At 73.4% G+C, this 26,593-nt stretch carries 23 protein-coding genes and 2 pseudogenes; 7 read left to right on the top strand and 18 right to left on the bottom strand.

Going from position 1 to position 26,593, the window contains the following annotated elements; genetic code table 11:
- Window positions 1-116 precede the first annotated feature (116 nt).
- Both MMR14E_RS11580 and MMR14E_RS11575 read right to left on the bottom strand, forming a co-directional pair.
- Window positions 117-2,393 carry a xanthine dehydrogenase family protein molybdopterin-binding subunit gene (locus tag MMR14E_RS11580; protein WP_331314362.1) on the bottom strand — a complete coding sequence of 759 codons (2,277 nt, stop codon included), beginning with the start codon at window positions 2,391-2,393 and terminating at the stop codon, window positions 117-119.
- Window positions 2,394-2,528: 135 nt separating this feature from the next.
- Window positions 2,529-3,098 carry a PepSY domain-containing protein gene (locus tag MMR14E_RS11575; RefSeq protein ID WP_331314360.1) on the bottom strand — a complete coding sequence of 190 codons (570 nt, stop codon included), beginning with the start codon at window positions 3,096-3,098 and terminating at the stop codon, window positions 2,529-2,531.
- Window positions 3,099-3,258: 160 nt separating this feature from the next.
- Here MMR14E_RS11575 and MMR14E_RS11570 point away from each other — a divergent pair, with 160 nt between their 5' ends.
- Window positions 3,259-3,507, top strand: coding sequence for a hypothetical protein (locus MMR14E_RS11570; RefSeq protein WP_331314359.1), 249 nt, complete (start codon window positions 3,259-3,261; stop codon window positions 3,505-3,507).
- A 76-nt stretch (window positions 3,508-3,583) separates the two neighbouring features.
- Here the strand turns inward: MMR14E_RS11570 and MMR14E_RS11565 are convergent, their stop codons facing one another.
- Window positions 3,584-4,348 carry an SDR family NAD(P)-dependent oxidoreductase gene (locus MMR14E_RS11565; protein WP_331314357.1) on the bottom strand — a complete coding sequence of 255 codons (765 nt, stop codon included), beginning with the start codon at window positions 4,346-4,348 and terminating at the stop codon, window positions 3,584-3,586.
- Between the two features lie 348 nt (window positions 4,349-4,696).
- Between MMR14E_RS11565 and MMR14E_RS11560 the strand changes: the two genes are divergently transcribed.
- From MMR14E_RS11560 to MMR14E_RS11545, 4 genes are read left to right on the top strand one after another with little or no spacing between them, the layout of a single operon-like run.
- On the top strand, window positions 4,697-5,440 hold the full coding sequence (locus tag MMR14E_RS11560) for an SGNH/GDSL hydrolase family protein (RefSeq protein WP_331314355.1): 744 nt from the start codon (window positions 4,697-4,699) through the stop codon (window positions 5,438-5,440).
- Complete coding sequence (locus MMR14E_RS11555; protein ID WP_331314353.1) at window positions 5,437-6,312, top strand: GNAT family N-acetyltransferase; 876 nt, start codon at window positions 5,437-5,439, stop codon at window positions 6,310-6,312. The genes MMR14E_RS11560 and MMR14E_RS11555 overlap by 4 nt, the downstream gene beginning before the upstream one ends.
- The gene (locus MMR14E_RS11550) at window positions 6,312-7,643 is read left to right on the top strand and encodes a lysine N(6)-hydroxylase/L-ornithine N(5)-oxygenase family protein (protein ID WP_331314351.1); all 1,332 of its coding nucleotides are present in this window, start codon (window positions 6,312-6,314) and stop codon (window positions 7,641-7,643) included. Before MMR14E_RS11555 ends, MMR14E_RS11550 begins: the two co-directional genes overlap by 1 nt.
- Window positions 7,640-8,680: an MATE family efflux transporter gene (locus MMR14E_RS11545; RefSeq protein WP_331314349.1), complete on the top strand. Its 1,041-nt coding sequence runs from the start codon at window positions 7,640-7,642 to the stop codon at window positions 8,678-8,680. Before MMR14E_RS11550 ends, MMR14E_RS11545 begins: the two co-directional genes overlap by 4 nt.
- 24 nt (window positions 8,681-8,704) lie before the next feature.
- Here MMR14E_RS11545 and MMR14E_RS11540 read toward each other — a convergent pair.
- Window positions 8,705-9,184, bottom strand: a pseudogene (locus tag MMR14E_RS11540) (sigma-70 family RNA polymerase sigma factor); the annotation flags it as partial.
- Between the two features lie 357 nt (window positions 9,185-9,541).
- Here MMR14E_RS11540 and MMR14E_RS11535 point away from each other — a divergent pair.
- Window positions 9,542-9,937 carry a DUF3307 domain-containing protein gene (locus tag MMR14E_RS11535; protein ID WP_331314348.1) on the top strand — a complete coding sequence of 132 codons (396 nt, stop codon included), beginning with the start codon at window positions 9,542-9,544 and terminating at the stop codon, window positions 9,935-9,937.
- Window positions 9,938-9,971: 34 nt separating this feature from the next.
- Here MMR14E_RS11535 and MMR14E_RS11530 read toward each other — a convergent pair whose 3' ends face one another.
- The 14 genes and pseudogenes from MMR14E_RS11530 to araD1 form a co-directional block, all read right to left on the bottom strand.
- A complete protein-coding gene (locus MMR14E_RS11530; protein ID WP_331314424.1) occupies window positions 9,972-12,227 on the bottom strand; it encodes a cyclic nucleotide-binding domain-containing protein in 2,256 nt (751 codons plus the stop codon).
- Between the two features lie 279 nt (window positions 12,228-12,506).
- On the bottom strand, window positions 12,507-12,776 hold the full coding sequence (locus MMR14E_RS11525; RefSeq protein ID WP_273563121.1) for a hypothetical protein: 270 nt from the start codon (window positions 12,774-12,776) through the stop codon (window positions 12,507-12,509).
- A 140-nt stretch (window positions 12,777-12,916) separates the two neighbouring features.
- Window positions 12,917-14,092, bottom strand: a complete 1,176-nt coding sequence (gene ssuD, locus MMR14E_RS11520) for an FMNH2-dependent alkanesulfonate monooxygenase (RefSeq protein WP_331314345.1) — start codon at window positions 14,090-14,092, stop codon at window positions 12,917-12,919.
- Window positions 14,093-14,210: 118 nt separating this feature from the next.
- On the bottom strand, window positions 14,211-15,110 hold the full coding sequence (locus MMR14E_RS11515; protein WP_331314344.1) for an ABC transporter ATP-binding protein: 900 nt from the start codon (window positions 15,108-15,110) through the stop codon (window positions 14,211-14,213).
- Window positions 15,110-15,892: an aliphatic sulfonate ABC transporter permease SsuC gene (gene ssuC / locus MMR14E_RS11510; protein ID WP_331314342.1), complete on the bottom strand. Its 783-nt coding sequence runs from the start codon at window positions 15,890-15,892 to the stop codon at window positions 15,110-15,112. The genes MMR14E_RS11515 and ssuC overlap by 1 nt, the downstream gene beginning before the upstream one ends.
- A complete protein-coding gene (locus tag MMR14E_RS11505) occupies window positions 15,892-16,935 on the bottom strand; it encodes a sulfonate ABC transporter substrate-binding protein (protein ID WP_331314340.1) in 1,044 nt (347 codons plus the stop codon). Before MMR14E_RS11505 ends, ssuC begins: the two co-directional genes overlap by 1 nt.
- A gap of 18 nt (window positions 16,936-16,953) precedes the next feature.
- Complete coding sequence (locus tag MMR14E_RS11500; protein WP_331314422.1) at window positions 16,954-17,880, bottom strand: aliphatic sulfonate ABC transporter substrate-binding protein; 927 nt, start codon at window positions 17,878-17,880, stop codon at window positions 16,954-16,956.
- 8 nt (window positions 17,881-17,888) lie between these two features.
- A pseudogene (msuE, locus tag MMR14E_RS11495) lies at window positions 17,889-18,419 on the bottom strand (FMN reductase); the annotation flags it as partial.
- A gap of 401 nt (window positions 18,420-18,820) precedes the next feature.
- Window positions 18,821-19,183, bottom strand: coding sequence for a hypothetical protein (locus MMR14E_RS11490; protein ID WP_331314337.1), 363 nt, complete (start codon window positions 19,181-19,183; stop codon window positions 18,821-18,823).
- 142 nt (window positions 19,184-19,325) lie between these two features.
- A complete protein-coding gene (locus tag MMR14E_RS11485) occupies window positions 19,326-20,366 on the bottom strand; it encodes a sensor histidine kinase (RefSeq protein WP_331314335.1) in 1,041 nt (346 codons plus the stop codon).
- Entirely contained in the window at window positions 20,353-21,861 is a 1,509-nt protein-coding gene (locus MMR14E_RS11480) for an ATPase domain-containing protein (RefSeq protein WP_331314333.1), read from the bottom strand. The genes MMR14E_RS11485 and MMR14E_RS11480 overlap by 14 nt, the downstream gene beginning before the upstream one ends.
- A gap of 224 nt (window positions 21,862-22,085) precedes the next feature.
- Window positions 22,086-23,630: a carbohydrate porin gene (locus MMR14E_RS11475; RefSeq protein WP_331314332.1), complete on the bottom strand. Its 1,545-nt coding sequence runs from the start codon at window positions 23,628-23,630 to the stop codon at window positions 22,086-22,088.
- An 86-nt stretch (window positions 23,631-23,716) separates the two neighbouring features.
- Window positions 23,717-24,643 (bottom strand): Gfo/Idh/MocA family oxidoreductase, encoded by a 927-nt coding sequence (locus tag MMR14E_RS11470; RefSeq protein WP_331314331.1) that lies wholly within the window; start codon window positions 24,641-24,643, stop codon window positions 23,717-23,719.
- 2 nt (window positions 24,644-24,645) lie between these two features.
- Window positions 24,646-25,665, bottom strand: coding sequence for an AraD1 family protein (gene araD1 / locus MMR14E_RS11465; RefSeq protein WP_331314329.1), 1,020 nt, complete (start codon window positions 25,663-25,665; stop codon window positions 24,646-24,648).
- Window positions 25,666-25,803: 138 nt separating this feature from the next.
- On the opposite strand from araD1, the gene MMR14E_RS11460 reads away from it, so the two are divergent.
- The gene (locus MMR14E_RS11460) at window positions 25,804-26,553 is read left to right on the top strand and encodes a FadR/GntR family transcriptional regulator (protein ID WP_331314327.1); all 750 of its coding nucleotides are present in this window, start codon (window positions 25,804-25,806) and stop codon (window positions 26,551-26,553) included.
- Window positions 26,554-26,593: the final 40 nt, after the last annotated feature.

Here is a 26,593-nt window from a genome sequence, read left to right as displayed (position 1 = left end):
ACCGAGCCTCATCCGGCCCCACACCCACGCGGGATCTGCGATCCCCAGACTCCTCCCCGCAAGCTTGAGCGATCCCGGGCAAGCCCAGGATCGCCGGGGGAGGAGAGACTACTCCCTCACGCCACATCCTCCAGCCGGATCGGCAGGCTGCGGATCCGGCGGCCGGTGGCGTGGTGGACGGCATTGGCGATCGCCGCGTTCACCCCGATGATGCCGAGCTCGCCCAGGCCCTTCAGCCCCAGCGCGTCGACCCGGTCGTCGGGATCGGGCACCAGCAGCGCCTCCACCTCCGGCGCGTCGGCCGCCGTAGGGACGAGATACTCGGCCAGATCCGGGTTGCGGTAGGCGGCGCCGTCGAGCACCGTCTCTTCGAGCAGAGCCGAGCCGAGCCCCCAGATCATCCCGCCTATGAGCTGACTCTTGGCGGTCAGCGGGTTGAGGATCCGCCCTGCCGCGAAGGCGCCGGTGAGCCGGGCCACCCGGATCTCCCCGGTCTCGGCATGGATATGGACCTCCGCGAACTGCGCGCCGAAGCCCCAGGACACGGCCTTGCCGCCCCCGCCGAGGGTGAGCCCGATATGGCCCCGCCGCAGGCCCGCGAGCGCCTTCTCCCGGTCGCCGCCCGCCGGCACGAACGCCGCGATCGTCTCGACGCCCTCGGGGCCGATGGCGTCGCGAAGCGCGATCCCGGTCCCGTCCGGCGCCGCGAGCCGGCCGCCCGCGAGGCGAAGGCTGCCCGGATCCCGGCCGGCGAGGCGCCCGCCCTGCCCGGTCGCGGCCTGCGCCAGGGTCTCGCGGATCTGCCGGCAGCCGAGCGCCAGGGCGCTCATCAGGCTGGTGGTCGTGCTCGACCCGCCCGAGATGCCGGCCGCCGGCAGGTCCGTGTCGCCGAGCCGGACCGTCACCCGCTCCACCGGCACGCCGAGCCCGTCCGCCGCGCCCATCGCGAGCAGCGTGGTGATGCCGTTGCCGATCTCGTGATGCGCGCAAGACACCTCTGCGGCGCCATCCGGGCCGAGCCGGACCCGCATCGTCGCGGCGGCGATCTTCACAGGGCGCACCGAGGTCGCGCAGCCGAGGCCGACCCGCCAAGGCCCTTCGCGCATCGAACCCGGGCGCGGCGCCCGGCGCGGCCATCCGAAGGCCTTGGCGCCCGCCTCGAAGCAGGCCATCAGCGGCCGGGTCGAGAACGGCTGTCCCGAGACCGGATCGACCGCCGTATCGTTGCGCCGGCGCAGTTCGATCGGGTCCATGCCGAGGGCCACCGCCATCTCGTCGACGGCGCTCTCCAGGGCGAACAGGAACGGCACCTCCGGGGGCGCCCGCATCGGGCCGGGCGTGTTGCGGTCGACCCGCACGGCCCGCTCCTCGGTGCGGATGTTCGGGCAGGCATAGAGGCTCGCGGTCACCTCCGCGCCCTCCATGACGAAGGGGTCGAAGCGCGACGTCACGGTCTCGGCCTCGTGGACGAGGGCGGTGAACCGGCCCGACCTTTCGGCGCCGAGGCGGATCCGGTGGCGCGATTCCGGCCGGTAATTGGCGATGGTGAAGCATTGCCGCCGGCTCGGCACCAGGGAGACCGGCCGGCCGAGGCGCTTGGCCGCGAGCGCGACCAGCGCGGTGTGCTGCGACAGCGCGAATTTCGAGCCGAAATGGCCGCCGATCAGGCCCGCCACCACCCGCACGTTCGCGGGATCGAGCCCGAGCTGCGCCGCGAGCCCGTGCTGCACGGCGCCGACGTAGCGGGTCGGCTCGTGCACGGTGAGCCTTTCGCCCTCCCAGGCGGCCCGGGTGGTGAACAGCTCGATCGGGTTGTGGTGCTGGACCGGGGTCTCGTAGCGCGCCTCGATGCGGATAGCCGCGTCCTGAAACCCGGCCCCGGCATCGCCCCGTTCGATATCCGCGTGCTGGGCTTTCAGGTCGGCGAGGCGCACGGTCTCGGCGCCGGGCGCGTCGAAGCCGCCGGCGGCGGGCTCGGCCGCGTAGGAGACTTTCACAGCACCCGCCGCCGCCTCGGCGGCCTCCTGGGTCTCGGCCACCACGAGGGCCACGATCTGGCCGGCATAGGCCACCGCGTCGGAATCGAGCGGCCGGTGCGAGCTGTTGGCGTAGCCGCCGGCCATCAGGTGCTTGACCGGGGCGACCGCGCCGGAAAAATCCCGGTAAGTGAAGATCCGGAGGAGTCCCGGCACCCGCTCCGCCGTCGCGAGGTCGAACCCGGTGATCCGGCCCCGGGCGATGGTGCTGGTCACCAGGGCGGCGTGGGCGGTGTCCCGATCCGGGCCGGTGCGGTCGGAGCTGTAGAGAGCCCGGCCCGTGACCTTGTCGGGACCCTCGACCCGGGTGTGGGGCCGGCCGAGACGGCCGTCGGTGTCCTGCGCGCCCGGATCCATGCCGCCCTCCCCGTCCGCGGCCGTCGGGCCGCCTGCAGGAAGGGAAGCGCCGCGGGGGCGGTTCGGCTCCGCAGCGGGTGGGGCGACAGGATGCAGCGGCCGCGCCGATGGCTCACCAGCGCGGCCGGGATCAGCTCAGTTCAGGACCTTCCCGTCCGGTCCGACCTTGACCTCCTGCTCCTTGTCGGCGCCGGCGACCTTGATCTCGTACTGGACCGCGGAGCCGTCCTTCTCGACCTCGGCCTCGTAGGCCTTGCCGCCGCCGGCCTTCTGCTCGGCGATGGCGAGCGCGTCCTTCAGGGAGGTCTTGGCGTTCTGGAAGTCGGAGGCCTTCAGGCGGGTGAAGTAGCGCTCGAACGGCTGGTTCTCGGTCTTGTAGAGCGCGCCCGTATCGGCGTTGATGCCGTACTCGACGAGCTTGCCGCTCGGGTACACGACCTTGATCGCGTAGTGGGCCGGGTCCTTGCTGCCGGCCTTCTCGAAATCGGCGTCGATGGCGCGGCCGCCCTTCTCGTCGCCCTGCGACTCGGCGGTGGTGAGCGCCTGGGCGAGGCCGACCTTGGCGACCTTGGCGACCTGCCACTCCTTCAGGTTGCTGTCGGCCTTGGAGGCGGGCTCGGCGGGGGTCGCGGTGGGCGTCTGGGCCAGGGCGAGGCCGGTGGAGAGGGCGAGGAGGCCGGCTGCGGCGGTGAGACGGGTGATCATGGCGGGGTGTCCCTTCGCGGGTTCGTTCACGGGAGCGTGAAACGTCGGCTCCGGAGATACGGTTGCTGCCATGCGGGAAAAAAAGCCGCCCGGTCCCCGGATGGCGCGGCCCGCCGCTCCGCCTGTATGAGGGACCGAGCCACCCGACATGGAGCCGACCATGACCGCGAACGAGCCCGAGCCGCTGGACGAGTTCACGCGCCTGCACGCCAAGCTCTCCGCCCTGGAGATCGTGCTGGGCGTCCTGATCGGGCGCCTCTCCGAGGAGAACCCGGAGATCCGCGAGGACGTGAAGCGCGACGTGGCGGCGATCCTGTCGGACATGCCGATCGACGGCCCGAGCGAGGAGATGATCGCCGCCGAGGTCCGCCGCGCCGCCGAGGTGCTGACCAGCGTGTCGATCGGTTGATCCCTGGTCCGGGGATCTCAAAGGGCGAGCCCTTTGGCGGGGTGTCGGGGCAGCGCCCCGACACCCCGCTTCGCCCTCACCGCGGCGGCATCCGCAGGGCCCCGTCGAGGCGGATCGTCTCGCCGTTCAGCATCGGATTCTCGCAGATGTGCCGGACCAGGGCGGCGTACTCCGCCGGCCGGCCGAGCCGCGGCGGGAAGGGCACGCTCCGGCCGAGCGTGTCCTGCACCTCCTGGGGCAGGCCCGCCATCATGGGCGTCTCGAAGATGCCGGGCGCGATCGTCACGACCCGGATGCCGTGCCGGGCCAGCTCCCGGGCGATCGGCAGGGTCATCGAGACCACCCCGCCCTTCGAGGCCGCGTAGGCGGCCTGCCCGATCTGGCCGTCGAAGGCCGCGATCGAGGCGGTGTTGACGATCACGCCCCGGGCGCCCGCCGCGTCCGGCGCCTCGCGGGCGATGGCGTCGGTGGCCAGCCGGATCATGTTGAACGTGCCCACGAGGTTGACCGAGACCGCCCGGGCGAAGCTGTCGAGCCGGTGCGGCCCGTCGCGGCCGACCACCTTCTCCCCGGGCGCGATGCCGGCACAGTTCACGAGCCCGTGGAGGTGCCCGAACGCGTCGAGCGCCGTCCGGACCGCCGCCGCGCCGTCCGCCTCGCGTGTGACGTCCGTCTCGGCGAAGCGGGCCTGCGCTCCGAGATCCGCCGCCACCCGGGCGCCGGCCTCCCGGGCGATCTCGGCCACGACCACCCGGGCCCCCGCCGCCGCGAGGCCCCGCGCCGCCGCCTCCCCGAGGCCCGAGCCCGCGCCCGTGACGATGAAGACCCGGTCCCTGATCATCTCGCTGGCCATCCTGGCACCCCGACGCTTCCGGGCGACCGACGGCGCCCCGCGATCCCCGAGGTAGCGCGGCGGCGCGGCCACCGGAAGGCGTCCGGACGGGCGCCTCCGCCGGATCGCGACCGCGCGGCAATTGACGTGTGACTTTTTCCCACATATAGAAGGGTGCGTTGGTCCGATGTATTGGATCGTATTTCCAAAGTGTTTCTCGCGCTTCGATGCGCGGCGGCAAGTCGTTCGGCCGCCCGCGGCCCGCTGTCTCCGGTGGCCGGGCGACGGGCCGGCCCGTCGTCCCCCGGTCCCGGCCGTCCGGGAGCGGCCGCCTCCTCACGCCTGATCAGGACTGCCATGGGCACCCACTGGATCGAGACTGCGGCCCGGCACTGGCGGCACAGGCGGATCGTCGGGCACCGCTTCGCCGAGCGGCGCGCCGGCATCCGCGCGGCGCTCCGGGCGGCCGAGCCCGGCAGCGTGCTGCTCGCCGGCAATTCCCACGCGGAGTTCGTCGGCGCGCCGGATCTCGGCGGGCGGACCTGCATCAACATCGCGGTGGGCGGCAGCACCGCGGCCGATTGCGGCCGCCAGCTCGCGGCGCTGCGCGTTCCGGTCCGCTGCGCGGCCGCGGTGCTGATCATCGGCACCAACGACATCCAGCGCTGGCGGCATCCCGAGCGGGCCCGGGTGGTCGACCGGTTCGAGGCCGACGTCCGGGGCATCCTGCGCCGCCTGGAGGCCTGGGCGGCGCAGGTCCTCGTCGCCGCGATCCCGCCGATCGGTGCCGGGGCGACCGGCCGGGATCCCGCCGCCGTCGCGGCCTTCTCGGATCGCCTGGCCGCGCTCTGCGCCGCGGGGGGCCACGCCTTCTTCGACCCGTTCGCGCCGTGGCGATCCGGTGCCGGCGGCCTCGCCGGCGCGGGCCTCCACCGGGACGGCGTGCATCTGGCCGATTACGCGCCCCTGGCCGCCGCACTCGCCCGCGCGGTGGCGGTCGATAGGGGGGGCACCGACGCGGTCCCACCCGCGCCCGTCCGGAGACCCGCTCCGGCGGCGCCCGTCCGGGTACTGCGCGCGGCCTGGATCGGCCGGCCGTGAGGGACACGCAGGTCCTGCGCATCGGCGTCGCGGCCGATCCGGCGACGTCTGGACGGCTGCTCGAGCTCGGCGCGGCGCGGCCCGCCGGCGACGGTGTCGAGATCCTGCCGGGGCTCCTCTGGCAATGCGCCGCCCGCTGGCTCCCGAAGGCCCGGCCGCCCTTCCCCGAGCTGTTCACCGCCACGGCCGGCCGCCGCCACCCGCTGCGGCCCCGGACGCCCGCCGGCACGGTCTACGCGCGGGCGATCCCCTGGCTCGGCCGGCGCCTGAGCTTCCGCACGATGACGGAGCCCGGCGACGTCGCCCTGTTCTCGGGCTGGATGAACGATCCCCGGGTCGCCGCGATCTGGCAGGAGACCGGCACCCTGGAGGCGCACGCCGCCTACATCGCCGCGCTCCAGGCCGGCCCCGCGACGCTGCCGCTGTTCGGCTGCCTCGACGGCAGGCCCTTCGGCTATTTCGAACTGTACTGGGCGCGGGAGAGCCGCCTCGGGCCGCTGTACGAGGCCGGCCCCTACGACCGCGGCTGGCACGTCGCGATCGGCGACGCGTCCGTCCGCGGGCGGCCCGCGCTGTCGGCCTGGCTGCCGTCGCTGATGCACTACCTGTTCCTCGACGAGCCGCGGACGCAGCGCATCGTCGGAGAGCCGCGGGCCGATCACGCCCAGCAGATCCGGAACCTCCACGCCTCCGGCTTCGCGACGATCGCCACCGTGGACTTCCCCCACAAGCGCGCGGCCCTGGTCGCGCTGTCGCGCGAGCACTTCGTGCGCGACCGGCTCTGGGTGCCGGGGGCGGCCGCCGCCGACGCCGCGCCGCGGCCCCCCGCCGTGCCCGACGAGACAACCCTCCACGAACAGAGATGCGCGTGATGACGGATCACCCCGCGACCGACGACATCATCGGGATCGGCTTCGGCCCGGCCAACCTGTCCCTGGCCATCGCCCTCCGGGACGCGATGGGCGACGGGCCGCCGCGGCCGTCCCTGCGGTTCATCGAGCGGCAGGACCGGTTCGGCTGGCACCGGGCGATGATGCTGCCCGGCGCCGACATGCAGATCAGCTTCGTGAAGGACCTCGTGTCCCTGCGCGACCCGACGAGCCCGTTCAGCTTCCTCAACTACCTGCACGTGAAGGGGCGGCTCAGCACCTTCCTCAACCTCAAGACGTTCACCCCGTCCCGCGTCGAGTACAACGACTATCTCGCCTGGGCGGCGGACCAGTTCTCGGACGCGGTCGCGTACGGCGAGACCGTCGAGGCCGTGCGGCCGGAGATCCGCGACGGTCGGCTCGCCGCCTTCGTGGTCGAGGCCCGGCACGGGGCCGGGACGCGCCGCCTGCGCCGCTGCCGGCACCTCGTCGTGGCGGCGGGCGGCGATCCGGCGATCCCCGCCCCCTTCGCGGCCCACGCGCGGGACCGGCGGCTGATCCACTCCTCCTGGTACCTGCCGGGGATCGCGCAGGCCCTCGGGGCGCCGCGCCTGGACGGGCCCGAGCGCCGCATCCTGGTGGTGGGCGGCGGCCAGAGCGCCGTGGAGATCGTCACCGATCTCGGCGCGCGCTACCCGCGGGCGGTCGTCGACCTCGCGATCCGCGGGCCCGCCCTGAAGCCCGCCGACGACAGCCCCTTCGTCAACGAGATCTTCGACCCGGCCTCCGTCGACCGGATCCACGACGCCCCGGCGCCGGTCCGGGCGGAGCTGATCGCCGCCCATCGCGCCACCAACTACGCGGTGGTCGACGCCGACCTGATCCAGGACTTCTACGCCACCCTCTACGAGCAGACGGTGAGCGGGGTGACCCGCTTCCGGCTGCGGCGCAGCACCCGGGTCGTGGCGCTGGAGCCGGACGCGGAGGGCCTGGGCGCGACCCTGCGCGACGACGTCGACGGGACCACCGAGCGGCAGAGCTACGCGGCCGTGATCTGCGCCACCGGATACCAGCGCGCCGCGATGCCGGCGCTGCTCGAGCCCGTGCGCCCGTTCCTCGCCGGCGACACCGCGGACCGGCACTACCGCCTGCCGCTGGAGCGCGCCGAGCCCCGGGTGAGCCTGCACCTCCAGGGTTTCAGCGAGCCGACCCACGGGCTGACCGAGACGCTGCTGTCGATCCTGCCCGTGCGGGCCGGCGCCATCGCGGAGACGATCCTCGGCGAGGAGCGGGCCGCCCGGGCGGTGATCCGCTCGGCCGCCGCGGCCCCGTGAGGCGGCCGGTCGATCTCGACCAGGACCGGGTCGTCGCCCTGGTCCTGCGACTGTCGGGGCCGGCGATCCTCGGCATCTCGGCCCACGCGCTGCAGATGCTGGTCAACGCGTGGTTCGTGGCCGATCTCGGCGCCGCCGCGATCGCCACCATCGCGCTGGCGTACCCGGTGACGCTGCTGGTCGCGGCGCTCGGCTACGGGGCCGGGATCGCGGCGGCCTCCCAGGTCTCCCGCGCCCTCGGGTCGGGGGACCGCGACCGGGCCGCGGCCGCCGCCGGCCTGGGCTTCTGGCTGAGCCTGCCGGCCGGGCTCGCCGTGACGGCCGCGATCGTGGCCGACACGCCGTTCTGGCTGCGGCTCCTCGGTGCCGATGCCGCCCTCGCCGCCGAGGCCGCGCCCTACACGGCGCTGGCCACGGTCGGCACGGCCCTGATGCTGGTGATGATCGTCGGCGGCTTCGTCGTGCGCGCCCAGGGCCACGCGCGCCTCAGCGGCGCCGTCATGGTCGGCAGCTTCGGCCTCAACATCCTGCTCGACGCGGTGCTGATCCGGGTCTGCGGCCTCGGCACCGTCGGCGCCGGCTGGGCGGCGATCGGCGCGCAGCTCGCGGGGGCGGCCGCCTACGGCCTGCACTTCGCCCGGGCGCGGGAGGCGGACCGGGTGTCGATCCGCTGGCCCGGGGGCCGGATCGGGCGCGGGGCCCTCGCCGAGGCCCTGACCCTCGCGCTGCCCGCCACCGGCTCCAGCCTGCTCGCGGCCTTCGCGATGGCGCTGTTCGTGGAGGCGGCCGCCCCCTACGGCGACGCCGCGGTCGCCGCGCAGGGCATCGCCCTGCGGCTGACCCTGGTGGCGGCCCTGCCGCTCCTCGGCACGATGGCGGGCGCTCAGGCCGTCCTCGGCCACGCCGCCGGGGCCGGCCGCCGGGACCGGCTGCACCGCGCCCTCGCCTTCGTGCTGGCCGCCGCCCTCGCCTNGGTCGAGGGCCGCGAGGCAGTGCAGGTGGCCGCGGCGCACGAGACCGCACACCAGGGCGCGTGAGACCCCGAGCCGGGCCGCGATCTCGACCTGCGGCACGCCCTCGACCCGGTGGAGCTGGAAGGCCGTGCGCACCGGCTCCGGCAGCTCGGCCACCGCGGCCTCCACCTGCCGCAGGGCTTCCCGCGACGCCGCGGCCGCCTCGGGGGTCCCCGTGCCGGGATCGGCCGGGTCCGGGGCGGCGTCGAGATCGGTGAACAGGCGCCGCTCGAAGCCCTGCCGCCGCGCCCGGTCGAGGGCGAGGTTGCGCACCATCCGTCCGATATAGGCGGCCTGGATCACGGTCTCGGCCGGGGGCGGATCGGCGATCAGCCGGAGCAGCACGTCCTGGACCACGTCCTCCGCCTGGGCCGGGCAGCCGAGGATGCGGCGTGCCCGCGCGAGATAGGCGGGGCGATGGCGCTCGAACGCCGCGAGGTTCCAGGATCCGCCGGGCGGCGGCCGGCCGGGCCGGCCCGCGGCGATCCCGTGGTCCGAGAAGCCGGCGTCGCATTTCCAGGTCGCCACTGTCCCGCTCACGATGTCCCATCGATACGGCTCACGCGGATCGGACGGGTATCACGCGGCTGTTCTGTGCAACAACGTCTATCTTTGTTGATTGGAATTATTAAAACTTGCGAACCTGCGAGTTTTTCGCGGGAATAGATGGAATATCTCGCCGATCGGCCCGGTGGCGGGCGAAACATCGGTCCGGATTTTGAGATCGACCGCGCGACGTCCGGAGCCGGGCCGGCGGGACGCGCCGGATCGCGGCCCGCGCCAGGGTCGGTCGGTGCGTGTATGCTGGCACCTCCTCGATTCGGGGCGCGGTGCGCGCTGCCGAACCCTTCCCCGCAGGATCGCGGCAGGAGAGCCAGGGCCGCGATGCCGTCCGTCGATACGCTCGTCCCGGTGGGTGCCTTCGCGCTGCTGGTCCTGGCGTTCGCCGTGAAGCACCTCGCGGCGGACTTCTTCCTTCAGACCAACTGGATGGCGCAGGGCAAGCAGCGGTCCTCCGCCTGGCTCGGCCCCCTCTGCGCCCATACCGGCCTGCACGGCCTCGGCACGCTGGCGATCGCGCTCGCGGTGAAGCCGGCCCTGTGGTGGCTGGCGCTCGTCGATTTCGCGATCCACACGGGGATCGACCGCGGCAAGGTGCTGGTCGGCCAGCGGTCGCGCCTGCCGACCACGGATGCCCGGTTCTGGTGGCTGATGGGCATCGACCAGTTCCTGCACCACGTCACCCATCTCGGGCTCGCCGTGGTGCTGGCGGCGGCCTGACCCGCGGACGGGCGAGCGGGCGCCGCCGGGCGCCTCACTGCATCTCCGCCTCGAGCAGCCGGTTCGTGTCGGAGACCTTGCCGGCCAGTTCCAGGATCAGGAAGCGCTGGAAGGCGAGCGCGAGGTCCGGGCGCTCCCGCTCCATCCGGGCCAGGGCGGCGCGGTCGATGACGACCACCCGGCAGGGGCTCTCGGCGACGGCGGTGGCGGTGCGCCGACCGCCCTGGACCAGCGCGATCTCGCCGATCACCGTGCCGGCCGTCGTGGTGCGCAGGCGCAGGTTGCCGCGGCCGGGGACCTCCATCTCGATGGAGACGAGGCCCTGCTCCAGGAAGTAGAGGGCGTCGGCCGCCTCCCCCTGGCGCATCAGCGCCGCGCCCGCCGCGAGCTCGCGGACCGTCAGGTAGGGCGCGAAATCGTCCGGCCCGAACGCGCTGCCGAGCCGGTCGGCCATGTGCCGGGCGAAGACGGCGACCTCCCCCGGGCCGGCGCCGCCGGCCTCCGCCAGGAGCGTCGCCTCGGCGGCGCGCAGGGCCTCGTCCAGCGTGTCGAGGATCCGGACACGCGGGTCGGCGGTGAGCCCGTTGCGGGTGATCAGCAGCCGCGCCGCCGGATCGACGTGGACCAGCAGCACGTCGAAGCGCCGCTGCTCGGCGAGCTGGCCGACCTTGCGGAACGCGATCAGCGCCGAGCTGTCGAGCCCCACGGTCTCGCGGAAATCCAGGATCAGGACGCGCAGATCCCCGGCCTCCGCGGCGGCCCGGCGGAAGATCGCCTGCGCGTTGAGGAAGAACAGGTAGCCCTGCAGGGTGTAGATCCGGGTCCGGGCGCCGGCCGCCTCGAGCCGCGCCGCGGCGTCGGGACCGCGGATGACGCTGCTGCGCCGCTCCGCTCCGGACAGCGACCGGCGGATCGCGCCGATCTGCCCGTACTGGACCCCGAAGATCAGGATCGCCAGCAGGACGCCCACGAGGAAGCCCGTGGTGGCCCCGAAGAACGCGGTGGCGGCGCACACGACCAGCGCGATGGCGATCTCCCAGCCCGGCAGGGTCCGGCTGGCCACGCCGAGGTTGAACAGGAGCCCGATGCCGATGGCGATCAGGGCGCCGCCGGCCAGGGGGCGGGGCAGCAGCGCCAGGGGACTCGCGCCGACGATGAGGAGCGCCGCCATGACCGCGAGGGTCAGCCACCAGCCGAGCCAGTGGCCGCCGCCGATGTTGTGCAGCAGCAGCGTCGATGTCCGGCCGAAGCCCATCGCGGAGCTGCCGAACACGCTGCCGACCAAGTTGGTGGCGCCCGAGGCGACGAACATCCGGTCGATGTCGAGATCGCGCCGGATCTCCAGCTCGACGCTCACGACGTAGAGGATCTGGATGATCACCGCCACGACGACCAGTGTGGCGATCTTCGGCCAGATCGGCAGGAGCAGGTGCGGATCGAAGGCCGTCAGGCTGCCGATGGCGGGCGGGCGCAGCAGCGTGCCCGTCGGCAGCGGCTCGATCAGCCATCCCGAGGCCTGCCCGGCGGCGACGCTGGTGCCCGTCCAGGCCAGCCCGAGATGGACCACCGCGAGGCTCGACAGGATCACCGCGGGGTAGGTCCCCCAGTGCCGGACGATCCGGGGCAGGTAGAAGGCGCAGAACCCGATGGCGAGGGTCAGGGCGATGCGCGCGAGCGCCCCGGCATCGATCCGGCCCGGATCGAGGTTCGCCGGGTCGACGGCGCGGAGCAGGGCCGCGACCGGATCGTCGACATGGCCGCCGATCTGCACGCCGCTGCGCAGGAACAGCAGCCCGACGCCGCCGAGGAAGCCGGCGAGCACCGGGTAGGGCAGGAGCTGCACCAGCAGGGAGGCCCGCAGGGTGCCGAGCAGCGCGAAGATCACGCCGGTGGCGAAGGTCGAGACGCCGCAGGCCACCAGGACGAGCTGGCCGACCGTCTCCGGATCGGTGATGCCCGCGGCCTCGAGCTGCCCGGCGACCGCCGCGGCGATCGCCGCCTGCACGATCGCGGCCGCGCCGATGAAGGACAGCGAGATCCGCGCGGTGCGGCGCAGCGCGATGAAGACGAGGCTGCCCAGCACGTAGGCCGCGAGCAGCGCCGACAGGCCGGCCGCCCGGCTCTCCGCCAGCGGCCCCGAGAAGATGAGCTGGGAGTAGCTGATGAGGTCGAGCAGCAGCACCATCACGGTGACGGCCGCGGCCGCCACGATGCGGGCCCCGCGCAGCATGGCCGCGCGGCCGCCGGCCGGGGGGGCGGTCCCGGCGGACGTCAGGTCGGTTGTCGTCATCGGCACGGTACCCGCGTCTCGAAATCCCGACGGGCGGAGCTCGCAGATCCCGGGGGAGATCCCGTGCAGTCACGCGCGCGGATCGTCGCCGAATCGCAGGACCTGATCTTGGCCACGCCAGTTCTCAACCGATGGCAGGTGTCGGCTTAAATTATCGTGCAGGCCGCTTCTGCGCGGCGGCATTGTGGGGATCGCCGCGGTGGATCGGCCGATCCGCCGCTTCGGCGCGGCGTCGGCGGCCTCCGGGGCGCGGACGCCGACGCGACGGCCGCTCGGCTCTCAGCGCACCTCGCTGACGCGCTTGGTCGCCCGCTGCTCCTTCTTGTAGGCGGTGATCGCCGCCGAGCAGTTCGGGGAGAGCTTCTTGAGATTGGCCTTGAAGCAGGCCTCGACCTCCGGGCCGCCCGGCGCGTAGGCGCTGCAGAAATCCATGTAGTCGCCGGTGCAGTACTGCTTGAGGGCTTCCCGGGCCGGGGACTGCTCCGCGAAGGCCGCGGCGGGGCCGAGGCACAGACCGATGGCCAGGAGGGCCGTCTTGGTCGAAGTCATCGAAATCCTACGCTCGTCCAGGCCGCGCGAGCGCGTCGCGCGGCGATGGGCGGTGCGGATGGGCGCCAAGGATGGCATGACCATGACGCCCGGGCTGCCCGAATGCAGATCAGCCATGCCCCGTGACGGCGGGCCGCCGGTCAGTGCGCGCCGACGCGGCGGGTCGGCACGAGGTCGTTGGCGATGATCTCGCCGAACGGGCCGTCGTTGCGGGCATTGCCGGCCGGCCGGCCGGTGGTGGCGCGCAGCGGCAGCTTCGGGAAGACCAGCTCGGCGAACCGGTAGGCCTCCTCCAGGTGCGGGTAGCCCGAGAGGATGAAGCGGTCGATCCCGAGATCGATGTACTCTTTCATCCGGTCGGCGACCTGGTCGGCCGAGCCGACCAGCGCCGTCCCGGCACCGCCGCGGACGAGGCCGACGCCGGCCCAGAGGTTCGGCGCGACCACGAGCCTGTCGCGGCTGCCGCCGTGGAGCGCCATCATGCGGCTCTGGCCGACGGAATCCTGCCGCTTCAGGGTCTCCTGCGCCTTGGCGATGGTGGCGTCGTCGAGCTTCGAGATCAGCTGCTCGGCGGCCTCCCAGGCCGCCGCCTCGGTCTCGCGGGCGATGACGTGCAGGCGGATGCCGTACGAGAAGGTCTTGCCCTTCGCCTCGGCGGCCTGCCGGGCGGCGGCGATCTTCTCGGCGACCTGGGCCGGGGGCTCGCCCCAGGTCAGGTAGACGTCGCAATGCTCGGCCGCGACCGCCATGCCGGCCGCCGACGAGCCGCCGAAATAGAGCGGCGGATAGGGCTTCTGCACCGGCGGGAAGATCAGCCGGCCGTTCTCGGCGCGCAGGTGATCGCCCTGGAAGGTCACGGTCTCGCCCGCGAGCAGGCCGCGCCAGATCGTCAGGAACTCGTCGGTGACGGCGTAGCGTTCGTCGTGGGACAGGAACACGCCGTCGCCGGCGAGTTCCACCGGGTCGCCGCCGGTGACGACGTTGATCAGGAGGCGCCCGTCCGAGATCCGGTCGAGGGTCGCGGTCATGCGGGCCGCCGCGGAGGGCTCCATCAGGCCCGGCCGCACCGCCACGAGGAAGCGCAGCTGCTTGGTCAGCGGCGCCAGCGCGGAAGCGACGATCCAGGAATCCTCGCAGGAGCGCCCCGTCGGCAGCAGCACGCCGTAATAGCCGAGCTCGTCCGCCCCCTGCGCGATCTGCCGGAGATAGCTGAGCGAGACGTCCCGGGCGCCCTCCCGCGCGCCGAGATAGCGGCCGTCGCCGTGGGTCGGCAGGAACCAGAGGACGTCGGCGCGCCCGTCATTGGCTGCTGTCATCGGAATCTCCTGTGCGGCCCGTTGGCCGGATGCGGAAAAGCCGGATCCGACTGCGCGCATCCGGTGATCGTCGAGAGCTAGGGCGGGCCGCCGCGTCCGGGAAACGGCGGCCCCGCGTTCAGGCGGTCGGCTGCGATTTGAGCAGGTGATCGAGGATGCGGCCCTCGAGGCGGGCGAGGTCCGGATCCCCGCGCCGGCGCGGCCGCGGCACGTCGACCCGCAGGTCGAGGGCGATCCGGCCGGCCTCGACCACGAGGATGCGGTCGGCCAGCGCCACCGCCTCGGTGACGTCGTGCGTGACGAGGAGCGCGGTGAACCCCTGCGCCCGCCAGATCCGCTCGATCAGGTCCTGCATGCCGATCCGGGTCAGGGCGTCGAGGGCGCCCAGCGGCTCGTCGAGGGCGAGCAGGCCCGGCCGGCTCACCAGCGCCCGGGCCAGGGCCACGCGCTGGCGCTGGCCGCCCGACAGGGTGGCGGGCCACTGCCCGGCCTTGTCGGCGAGGCCGACCTCGGCGAGCGCCGCGAGCGCCCGCTCCCGGCGCTCGGCCCGGGAGCCGTGCCCCGACAGGCCGACCGCGACGTTGTCGACGACCCGCGCCCAGGGCAGCAGCCGCGGCTCCTGGAACATGATCCGCTTCGGCGGCTCGGACCGGCGCGGGGAGCGCTCCGGCCCCTCCAGGTCGATCCGCCCGCCCGTGGGCGTGTCGAGCCCGAGGATGAGGCGCAGCAGGGTGCTCTTGCCGCAGCCGGAGCGCCCGACCACCGCGGTGAACCCGCCGGCCGGCAGGAACAGGTTCAGGCCCTCGATGACGGCGGTGCCGTCGAAGCTCTTGTCCAGGTCGCGGACGGTGACGGCGATCCCGCGGGCCGGCGGCGAGGGGGACAGATCTGCGGGCAGATCCGCGGGCAGATCCGCCAGCAGATCCGCTGGCCTGTGCCCCGGGGCGGGGCCGGGCGCCGGGCGCGGGTCCGTGCCCGGGTCGGGAAGCGCCTCGCGGCGGACGGCGTCGAGCAGCATCAGGCGCTCCTGTAGGCGGGGTTCCAGGCGAGGCAGGCGCGCTCGAGCTGGCGGGTCAGGGCGTCGGCGAACTTGCCGAGGGCGGCGTAGATCAGGATCGCCAGCACGACGACGTCGACCAGCATGAACTCCCGGGCCTGCATGGCCATGTAGCCGAGCCCCGACGAGGCCGAGATCGTCTCGGCGACGATCAGCGTCAGCCACATGATGCCTAAGCCGTAGCGCAGGCCCACGAAGATCGACGGCAGGGCGCCGGGCAGCACCACGCGGGTGAACAGCTCGGCGCGGGACATGCCGTAGACCCGGCCCATCTCGACGAGGCCCGGATCCACCGAGCGGATGCCGTGCAGGGTGTTGGCGTAGATCGGGAAGAACACGCCGAGCGCCACGAGGAACAGCTTGGCCTCCTCGCCGATGCCGAACCACAGGATCACCAGCGGGATCAGCGACAGGTGGGGCACGTTGCGCACCATCTGCACCGAGGTGTCGGTGAGCCGCTCCGACAGGCGCGACAGGCCGTTGGCGAGGCCGAGCGCGAAGCCGATGCCGCCGCCGATCACGAAGCCGGCCAGCGCCCGCAGGGTGCTGACGCCGAGATTGGTCCAGAGCTCCCCGGTCCGCCCGGCCTCCCAGCCGGCCCGGACCACGTCGAGGGGCGCCGGCATGAAGCGGTTGGAGACGAGGCCGGTCGAGACCGCGGCCTGCCAGCCGAGCAGGATGGCGGCCGGCAGCAGCCAGGGCAGCGCGGAGTCGCGCAGGCGATCGAGCTTGGAGGGGCGCATCAGCGGTTCTCCGTCCGCGTCTCGGACTTGAGGGCGTCCGCGGGCCGGGGGGGCGTCCAGACCGCGTCGGCGACCCGGACGGGCTTCGGGAGGAGCCCGAGGCGGTGGAAGCTGTCGGCGACCCTCTGCTGGTCGGCGATCGCGGCCGCGTCGAGGGGCGCGACGCCGTAGGACAGGCGGCCGAGCGCCACGGCGAGGACCGGCGCGGGGATGCCCACCGAGGGCGCCAGTTCCGCCGCCACGGCGTCGGCGTGGCCCTCGGCCCAGGCGTCGATCTCCCCGATCGCCCGCAGCACGGCCGCGACGACCGCGGGGCTGGTGTCGGTGAAGCCGCGCCGGGACAGGTAGAACTGGCGGTTGGGGGCGAGCGCGTGCCCGTCGACCCCGCGCCCGTCGACCAGGACCCGGGCGCCCGCGGCCCGCTCGGCGGCGGCCTGGAACGGGTCCCAGATCACCCAGGCATCGACGGAGCCGCGGACGAAGGCGGCGTTGGCGTCGGCCGGCGCCAGATAGGCGAGCGTCACCGCGTCGTAGGGGACGCCCGCCTGCTCCAGGGCGCGCACCAGCAGGTAGTGGACGTTCGATCCCTTATTGAGGGCGACGGTCTTGCCGCGCAGGTCGGCGACGCTGCGGATCGGGCTGTCCCTGGGCACGAGGATCGCCTCGCCCCGCGGCGCCGGCGGCTCGGCGGCCACGTAGCGCAGCTCCGGGCTCGCCGCCTGGGCGAAGATCGGCGGCGCCTCGCCGGCCGAGCCGAAATCGATCGCCCCGGCATTCAGCGCCTCCAGGAGCGGCGGCCCGGACGGGAACTCGGACCACGCCACCGCGGTGCCGAGGGGCTGGAGGGTCTTCTCCAGGGTGCCGCGGGCCTTCAGCAGCACGAGGGACCCGTATTTCTGATAGCCGATCCGGATGCTGCCGGCCGCGCGGGCGKGCCGCAGCAGCGCGGCCGCCGCGAGGCCGAGGCCGGCGGACAGGAGGCGGCGGCGGTTCGGGGCGCCGGCGGATGACAGGGACAGCGCGCGGGGCGATCGGTCGGTCATGGCTCTCTGCGATCGGTCTCAGCCGTTGCGGGCGGGGGGCGTCCAGACCGCGTCGGCGATGCGGATCGGCTTGGGGATCAGTCTCAGCGCGTGGAAGCGGTCGGCGACCCGCTGCTGCTCGGCGGCGACGCGGTCGGTCATGGGACCGATCACGTAGTCGGTCCGGTCCACCGCCCGCCGCGTCGCGGCCAGCGGCACGCCCGTGCCCTGCGACAGGAGTTCCGCCACCGCGCCGCGATTCTGCGTGCACCAGGAAGCCACCTCGCCCAGGGCGTCGATCGCCGCGGTGAGGACCGGGGCCCGGCTCTCCGCGAAGGGCCGGCTCGCCAGGAAGAAGTTGTTCTGCGGGGTGACGTCGGTGGCGCGCACCAGCACGCGCACGCCCTCCCCCTGCTCGGCGATGGCGAAGTACGGGTCCCAGATCGTCCAGGCGTCGATGCTGCCCCGGGCGAAGGCGGCCGCGGCATCCGCGGGCGCCAGCGTCACCGGCTCGATGTCGGCGTAGCGCAGGCCGGCCTTCTCCAGCGCCGCGATGGTCAGGTTGTGGGAGCTCGACGCCTTGGCGAAGGCGACGCGCTTGCCCTTGAGCTCGGCGAGGCTGCGGATCTCCGAGCCCTTCGGCAGCAGGATTCCGGCGCCGGACCCGCCGGCCTCCTGGGCGGCCGCGTAGACGAGGTTGGAGCGCGCGGCCTGGGCGAAGATCGGCGGCGCGTCGCCGGTCTGGCCGAGATCGATCCCGTCCAGCGACAGGGCCTCCAGCAGCGGCGGCCCGAACGAGAACTCGATCCAGCGCACCGCGTATCCGAGGGGCTCCAGGCGCTTCTCGATGATCTTCTGCTGCTTGGCGACGACCAGGATGCCGTTCTTCTGGTAGCCGATCCGCAGCACGCCGGGCTCGGCCGCCCGGGCGTCCGGGGCGAGGGCCGGCGCCAGGGCCGGCGCCAGGGCCGNCGGTGCACGAGCAGCGCGGCGAGCTGTCCGCCGGCCTCGCGGGCGCGGGCGCGCACGCCGGCCTCGGTGAGTGCGCCGTCGCTGAAATCGGGATCGGAGGCGTAGACCGCGGTCGGGACCTGGAGCGCCCCGAAGAAGCCGAAGAGCGGCCGGAAGGCGTGCTCGACCACGAGGGCGTGGCGCGCGCCGCCGCCCGTGGCCACGATCGCCACGGGCTTTCCGGCGAGCGCCCCCGGATCGACCAGGTCGAACAGGTGCTTGAACAGGCCGGTATAGGCGCCCTTGTAGACCGGCGAGCCGACGACCAGCCCGTCCGCCTCCTCGATGGCCGCGAGCACGCCGCGCGCGGCCGGCGCGAGCTGGTCGCGGGTCCAGGCGGCGCCGAGACCGGTCCCGGCATCGACGAAGTCCAGGATCTCCGCGTCGAGGGAAGCCTGGGCGCCGGCCTCGCGGAGCACGGCATCCACCAGCGTGCGGGTCTTCGAGGGCCGCTGCACGTTGGCGCTCAGCCCGACGAGTCTCGGTCGTGTCATTCCGGATGCCTTGCGGTGAGACAGGATGACGGACCGCCCCGATCCCGAAGAACGGAGGTTGCGCGGCCGGACATCCGAACAGGCCGCTAGAATTGATGGCCGCGGCTGCCGCCGTCAATGAAACGGCGTTCCCAATTCTCCGATGAAGGAAAAACGTTCTCCTCGGAATCGGGCGCCCAATATGGAGTTTCATCTCGGCCGCGGCGCGGGATGCCGGCGAGATCTTGCCGCATCGCGGGTTTCGCGCGCGGGGAGAGGGACTTCAGTTTCCGGGCGAGCCCATCGGGAGAAGCGCGTTCTCGAAACACGGGCGGGCCTGGAACCGAATCCTCGAGCTCGAGATGCCGGGACTGCGGCCGGTGCCGGTGCGGCCGGGCGCCCCCGGACCGGCGGGCGTGCGCCTACTTGCGGACGAGGAGATGCTGCACGGTGCCGTCGTCGCCGTACTTGGTCCACATCTGCGCGCAGGCCTCCCCGGGACGCGCGCGGAACTGCGCCAGCTCCGCGTCGAGATCCTGCTGCAGGGCGACCGAGCGCTTCTTCGTGAAGAAGTCGGCGTGGTTCAGGTGGTTCTCGCGCGAGAACTGGCGGAAGCGCTCCGTATCGATCCGGACGTCCGGACAGTGTCTCGCCGCCAGATCGGCCTCGATCCCCGGGCGGAGCGCGGGGATGTCCTTCTGCAAAGCCGAGCGCCGGGCCTCGGCCCAGGTGCCGAAGACCGCCCAGGCCACCACGGCCGCCACGAGAGGTACGAACTTATTCATCGCAAGACATATCGCTGTGCTGCGACATCCCAAATCTCGCACCTGCGATAAGTTCGATCAGGGCCGCGGAACGCAAGACACGTCTGTGTGAAAGCGCACACCCTGCGGCCGGCGCGGCGCCGGGTCCAGAACCCTGACCGCCTCAGTACGCCGGGACGACGCGCGTCTCGGGCAGCGGCGCCCGCATGGTGAAGTGCAGCCCGGCCGGCTGGAAATCGAAGGCGATGTCCGCCTGGCACTGGACCTTCAGGACACGCTGCAGCAGCGTCGAGCCGAAGCCTTTCCGCGTCGGCGCCGCCGTGGCCGGACCGCCCCGCTCGGTCCAGTCGAGGTGGAGCATGCGGGCGGCCGGCGTCTGCTCGATATCCCAGCGGATCGCGATCCGGCCTTCCGGAACCGACAGCGCGCCGTGCTTGGCCGCGTTGGTCGTCAGCTCGTGGATGGCCATGCCGGTCGGGACGGCGAGGTCGCCCATCAGGTCGATCGCGGGGCCCTCCAGCCGGATGCGCGCGCCCTCGACGTCGTTGTAGGGCCCCAGCTCGTTCATCAGCATCTCGCGCAGGGGCGCCTGCTGCCAGTAATCCTCGGTCAGGAGATTGTGGGTCTTGGCCAGGGAGATCACCCGCGCCGAGAACGAGGCGTAGAACGCGTCCACGCTGGTGGCGGAGCGGGCCGAGGCCCCGAGCAGCGCCTGCACGGTCGCCAGCGTGTTCTTCACCCGGTGATGCAGCTCGCGGATCAGGAGCGCCTGCCGCTCGGTCGTGCGCTCGCGCTCCTCGAGATGGGCGCGCGCCTCGAGCTGCCGGCGCTTGGCGCGGTGGGCGGAGCGGGCCGCCATGACCAGCGTCGCCGGGTGGAACGGGCGTTCCAGCACGCTGACGTTGCCGAGCATGTCGGTCAGCTGCGCGTTGGGCTCGGCGCCCCGCAGCCGCAGGAGGATGAACGGGAAATCGGACCAGGGCGGCTGCGCGGCGATCCAGTCCGCCAGGGCCTGGCGGTTCGAGGACAGCAGCGCCTCCTCGGTGAGCACCGCGCAGGCGGCCGCGTCGAGCCGGGAGACCACGTCCGCGAGGCTGGCGCACACCCGCGTCGCGATCCGCGCCTCGCCGAGGATCGCCGCGGCGACGGCGGCGTCCCGGCCCCCCGGCGCGAAGATGAGAACCGGCAGTTCAGATTCGGTCATCTGCCGCGCGGGTCGGCAGGAGCGACGACCGCTCACCCTCGAATGTCGGAACGCCGGTCATGATCCCTCGGAACGCGCTGAGCGGTTCGCCAACGCGGATCCCGCCGGAGTCGATCCGCAATTCGCGGATCGCGTCCTCGTGGCCGCCGGTCCGCTTCTTCACGATCGAGATCGCGCGCCGCAGCCGCCCGTCGGCCTCGAAGGTGCGGAACAGCAGGATCGTGTCGCTGAGGTAGGTGAGGTCGACATTCGCGCCCATCGCCCCGATCATGCCGTGCTGGGCCAGGACGAGGAGCGAGAGCACGCCCTGCTGGTTCAGGTAGGTCAGCAGCTCGTGCATCTGCAGGAGCAGGTAATTCTCCTCCGGCATGGCGTTGTGATAGCCGGTCAGGGAGTCGATCACGACCGTCGTCACGCCCCGGTGCTCGACCGCGTTCTGGACGATGTCGGCGAGTTCGCCGGGCGAGACCTCGGCCGGGTCGATCTGCTCGACGATGAGGGATCCGGCGGCGATCGCGTCCTCGACCGGCATGGCGAGGCCGCGGGCTCTGCGCGTGAGGACGCCGGTGGTCTCGTCGAAGCTGAGGATCAGCGCCCGCTCGCCGCGGGCGATCGCCGCGGTGACGCAGGTGAGCGCCACCGTGGACTTGCCGACGCCGGACGGGCCGATCAGCATCGTGCTGGTGCCCCGGTCGAGGCCGCCGCCGAGCAGCTGGTCCAGTTCGGGGCTGCCCGTGCCGCACCGGTCGTCGGGGAAGGTGGCGAGATGCTCGGCCGCGACGAGGCGCGGGAACACCGTGAGGCCGCCGCGCCGGATGACGTAGTCGTGGAACCCGCCCCGGAACGGCGTGCCGCGCATCTTGATCACGCGCAGGCGCCGCCGCTCGCCGCCGTACAGGGGCGCGAGCTGCTCCAGCCGGACCACGGCGTGGCTGAGGCTGTGCAGGTTCAGGTCGTCCGTCTCGGCGGTGAGGTCGTCGAGGAGCAGCGCCGTGGTGTTCTGGATGAGCAGGAAGCTGCGCAGGGCGTGGACCTGCCGCCGGTAGCGCAGCGATCCCTGCGAGAGCAGTCGGATCTCCGACAGGCTGTCGAACACCACGCGCTGCGGCTTGAGCCGCTCGATCTCGGCGATCGCCATCCGGACGGTCTCGCCGAGCTCGAGGTCGGACGAGTGGACGAGGCTCTGCTGCTGCCCGGGATCGAGGCTGAGTTCCGGCGCGACGAGCTCGCAGATCTCGATGCCGTCGAGGGACCAGCCGTGGCGCTCCGCGACGTTCAGGAGCTCGCGCCGGCTCTCCGAGAGCGTGATGTACAGGCAGCGCTCGCCCCGGCGCACGCCGTCGAGGAGGAACTGCATCGCCAGCGTGGTCTTTCCGGATCCGGGCCGCCCCTCGATGAGGTGCGAGCGCTGGGACGCGTAGCCGCCGGCCAGGATGTGGTCGAGGCCGGTCACTCCGGTGGAGACCGGTGCCGCGTCGTGATCGGTCACTGCCATGTCGAGGTCTCTGCCGTCGTCCCACGGGCCCGGCCCGCCGACCGCGCGACGGAACGCGGAGCCCGGTCTCGTACACGAAGGTGCGCGCAGCGCGAAACGCCGCGCCGCCGGCACGGCGATCCGGCCCGGCGCGCACGGGCCTCGCGGCCNCGGGACGGCCCCTCCCCCGGCCGGGACCGCGGGCCCGGCGCCCGCAGGGAGCGGGCGCCGGGGTGGTCAGGGTGTCACTGGCTGCCCGGGCCCTTCGCGAGGCCGGCCAGGGTGAACAGGTCCACCGACAGCTTCGCGCCGATCACGACGGCGTCCGGGATCGGCTTCGGGCGGAACGGGAAGCGGGTCTGGTCCGGGTCGATCACGTATTGCAGGTTCGGCATCAGCCGCACCGCCGGGGTGAGCTGGATGCCGTAGCTGAGTTCCAGGATGGTCTGCAGGGACTCGACGGTCCGCGTGCCGAGGCCCAGCGACGCGCGCGCCGCCCGGATGTTGGCCGTGCCGAGCGGCGAGAGCTTCTCCATGGCGACGACGAGGCCGAGGGTGTCGTAGGGCCGGCCCGGGAAGGTGCCGGTCAGGACGGCGCCGCCCTCCAGGAAGTAGTCCTGGGTCTGCCGGCCGCCGGTGCCGCCGATCGCGACGCCGAACACCGACAGGCCCTGGACGCCGTTCGGATCCGGCCGCCAGACCATCTGGTCGAAGCGGGCGTAGACCGCCGACCGCCCGAACCGGGTCAGCGGATCGAGGCCGCTGAAGACCTGGGCGGCGCCCCGCCGGTCGAGCACGGGATCCGTGTAGTCCGACCGGTCGAACACGGCGCCGATGCTGTAGTTGCGCGGCAGCGGGTCGTTGCCGAAATTGGTGGAGTAGCCGACCTCGACCGGCACCAGGAATCCGGTGGCGCCGCGGGTCGACCAGTCGACGCCGTTCCGGGTCGGCAACTGGTCGCGCGGGTTCACCTCGTAGATGCCGGCGTGCAGGAACACCGTGTCGGTGACCCAGGCCTTGGCGTGGCCGCCCCACGTGGCGATCGGCCAGTAGGTGAAGTTCGTCAGCTTGAAGATGGACTTGGGCGCGCCGCAGGTCGCGTTGTTCTGGAAGTTGCAGTAGAGCGGCGAGGCCAGGAAGTTGGGGTTGGCGAGCAGGCGGCCGACCTCGATGTCGAGGCGGTTGTCGAGCAGCTTCTGCTCGTAGGACAGCAGCGTCAGGTGGGCGGTCTGGCCGCCGCCGTAGATCTCCTGCACGCTGCCGTTGAAGCCGATATCGTCCTGCGCCAGGCTCCGGCCGTGGCGCTGGGTCACGACCGTGTGGACCGAGCCGCCGTCGATGCCGGCGAGGCGGGCGAGATCCGCGTCGAGGCCGAACGCGATCTGGCCCGCGTAGGCCGATCCCTGCCGGATGCCGCCGGACGGGTTGGCGGCGAACTCGCCGGTGTAGTTCAGGATCATGCTGATCCCGTTGCCGAGGTCGAGGGTGCCCGGCGGCAGGCTGGGCGGCGCCGCGCTGCTGCCCTGCACGTCGAGGCTGGCCGCGGCGCTGCTGGCGCCCGAGAAGCTCCGCGCCTCCCGGATGACCCGCCGCCGGGCGCGGTTCGCCCGATAGCGGGCCTTCTGCGCCGGGCTCGCCGTCGGGCCCGGATTCACCAGGGACGGTCCCCCGTCCGGGGCCGTCGCCTCACCCTGCGCGACCGCCGGGCCCGCCGTGACCGACGCGGCGCAGATCGCGAGCGCGGCCCATCGCCGATGCTTTCCCCAACGCTGTCCCCCAAGCTTTCCCATGTGTGACTCCCCCTTAACCGCGCGGCCTTGCCTGGCTCTGTCGCGTTCGTGTCCCGCAGGGGCCCTCCCGGGCAGTCCGTGTCCGGTCAGTCCGTGAAGGCCTCCACCGTGCGGCGCTCGCCGCGCAGGAAGGCGTCGGCGGCGTGGATCAGCGGATTCAGGTCGACGTCGCTGGCGCCGGAGCGGACCAGGGCGGCGAAGCGGTCGTAGAGGCCGCGGTACTCCGCCTCGGGCGGGAGCGGCTGGTCGCGGCCGGCGATCGTCAGGGCGGCCCCGCCCCGCGACAGGACCAGGGGACCGTCGTCGGTCTCGACGCGGATGTCCCAGGTCTGCGGCCCGGTCTGGCGCCAGTCGAACCGGGCCTGGATCGGGGTTCCGGCGGCGTCCGCGAAGTGCAGGTCGGCGGCGATCGGCGCCTGCCGGTTCGCCGGCACCGACAGGGTCGCGCCGGTCAGGAAGAACGGCGGCAGGATGTGGGTGGCGATCGACAGGGCGTTGATCCCCGGATCGAACACGCCCAGCCCGCCCGCGTCCCAGATCCAGTCCTGGCCCGGGTGCCAGTGCCGGACATCCTCCAGCCACGCGATCGCCACCGACCGGATCCTGCGGCCCGCCAGCCATCGGCGGGCGGGCTCCACCCCCGGCGCGTAGCGGGAGTGCCAGCTCGCGAACAGGCTCACCCCCCGGTCCCGCGCGGCCGCGACGAGGAGCCCGACCTCGGCCAGCGTCGCGGCCGGGGGCTTCTCGAGGAAGACGTGGCGGCCCGCCGCGATCCCCGCCAGGGCCGCCGCGCACCGCGCCTGCGGCGGCTGGCACAGGGCGACGGCGTCGAGGTCGCCGTGCGCCGCCAGCATCGCCTCCAGGGTGGCGTAGCTCGGCACGCCGTCGAGGCCGCCGTGCGGGCTCGCCACCGCCACGAGCGCGTAGTCCGGCGAGGCGGCGATGGTCGGCAGGTGCTGGTCGCGGGCGATCTTGCCGACGCCCACCAGGCCGATGCGGATCGGATCCGTCATGGTCAGAGCACCCGCACGGTCGCGTCGACGGCCGGCGCCGCCGCCAGCGGGTTGCGCAGGGGTCGCGTGAACGGCGCGGCCTCGATCTCGAACACGTCGCCCGGCCGGGTCGCGACGCCGTCGCTGAACGACAGGGTCGCGGTCCCGAAGAAGTGGACGTGCACGTCGCCGGGGCGCCGGAACGGCGCGTACTTGAAGTGGTGCCGCTCCAGGTTGGCGATGCTGTGGGACATGTTGGCCTCCCCGGACAGGAACGGCTTCTCCCAGAACACGGTGCCGTCGCGCAGGATGCGGCTGGTCCCGCGCACGTTCGGGGGCAGGGTCCCGAGCCAGAGCTCCGGGCCGAGGGCCGCCGGGCGGAGCTTGGAATGCGCCAGCCACAGGTAGTTGCCGCGCTCGGTCACGTGGTCGGAGAACTCGTTCGCCAGGGCGAAGCCGAGGCGCACCGGCGTTCCGTCGGCGTCGATCAGGTAGATCCCGGCGATCTCCGGCTCCTCGCCGCCGTCCAGGGCGAAGGCGGGCGAGACCAGCGGCTCGCCGGTGGCGACCAGGCAGGACCCGTCGCCCTTGTAGAACCACTCGGGCTGCACGCCGGCCTCGCCCGGCGCCGGCCTGCCGCCCTCGACGCCCATCCGGAACATGCGCATCGAATCGGTCGGTGCCGGGCCGGCCGCGGCCGGGCGGTGCATCGCGTCGCGGCCCTCGGCGGAGCCGAGATGCGTCAGGCCGGTGCCGCTCAGCAGCAGGTGGGCGGGATCGGCGTGGTCGATCGGCGGCAGGAGCCGGACCGCGTCGAGATCGACGGGCGCGCCCAGTCCCGCCCGCTCCGCCGTCGCGGCCAGATCGCCCCCCGCCGCGAGGGCNGCCTCGACTCCCGGGCGGCCGGCGGCCGTGAAGGCCGACACCGGGGCCGCGCCGGTGGCGGGATCGACGGCCCGGAAAATCGCGGCCGCGGTGACGTCGGCGGCGCCGGCCAGGACGCTGCCGCGGACCGTGACGGGCCCTGGCGATTCACTACTCATACAAATAGGCTAGGCCAGTTCGCCCCCGCCCGCAAGCGCGGTCGCGGTTCCGGTGCGACGGGCGCTCCCCTTTGCGCTCCTACAACTTCAGGATACGATCGCGCCGTTCCTGCCCCGACCCGGTGGCCCGGATCGGAGGTGGACGCGGTGAGGCAGGAGCGCGGTTCGGAGAGCGTCACGCTGCCCCTCGCCTCGGGGTCGCGCCGGATCCACGGCTCGGTCGCCCGCGATCTGGGCGTGGCGATCCTCGGCGGCCGCTACGCCCCCGGGGACGTGCTGCCCGGGGAGATCGAATTCTCTGAGAAATTGAACGTCTCGCGCACCGCCTATCGCGAGGCGATCCGCATCCTGAGCGCCAAGGGGCTCGTCGAGAGCCGCCCGCGCACCGGGACCCGCGTCAGCCAGCGCAGCCGCTGGAACCTGCTCGATCCCGACATCCTCGCCTGGGCCTTCGAGTCGGAGCCGAGCGAGTCGCTCATCCGCGACCTGTTCGAGCTGCGGATGATCGTCGAGCCGGCCGCGGCCGCGCTCGCGGCCGAGCGGCGCTCGGGCCTCGACATCGCCCGGATGGGCCACGCCCTGGAGGAGATGGGCCGCCACGGCCTCGCCACCGAGGCCGGGCGGTCCGCCGACCAAGCCTTCCACAACACGATCCTGGAAGCGGCCCGCAACGGCGCGCTGATCGCCCTGTCGAGCTCCATCGCCGCCGCGGTCACGTGGACGACGATCTTCAAGCACCGCCGCCAGGGCCTGCCCCGGGACCCGATGCCGGATCACCGCGCCCTCTACGACGCGATCGTGGCGGGCGACCCGGACGCCGCCCGCGCGACGATGACCGAGCTGGTCCGCCTCGCCCTCGCCGACACCGAGCTGGCGATGCGGCCCTGACGGTGCCGGCGCGGGCATCGCCGCACTGACCTCGCTGGCC

It is taken from the genome of Methylobacterium mesophilicum (assembly GCF_036441335.1).
Taxonomy (GTDB): domain Bacteria; phylum Pseudomonadota; class Alphaproteobacteria; order Rhizobiales; family Beijerinckiaceae; genus Methylobacterium; species Methylobacterium mesophilicum_B.
This window is presented reverse-complemented; position numbering and strand designations above follow the sequence as displayed.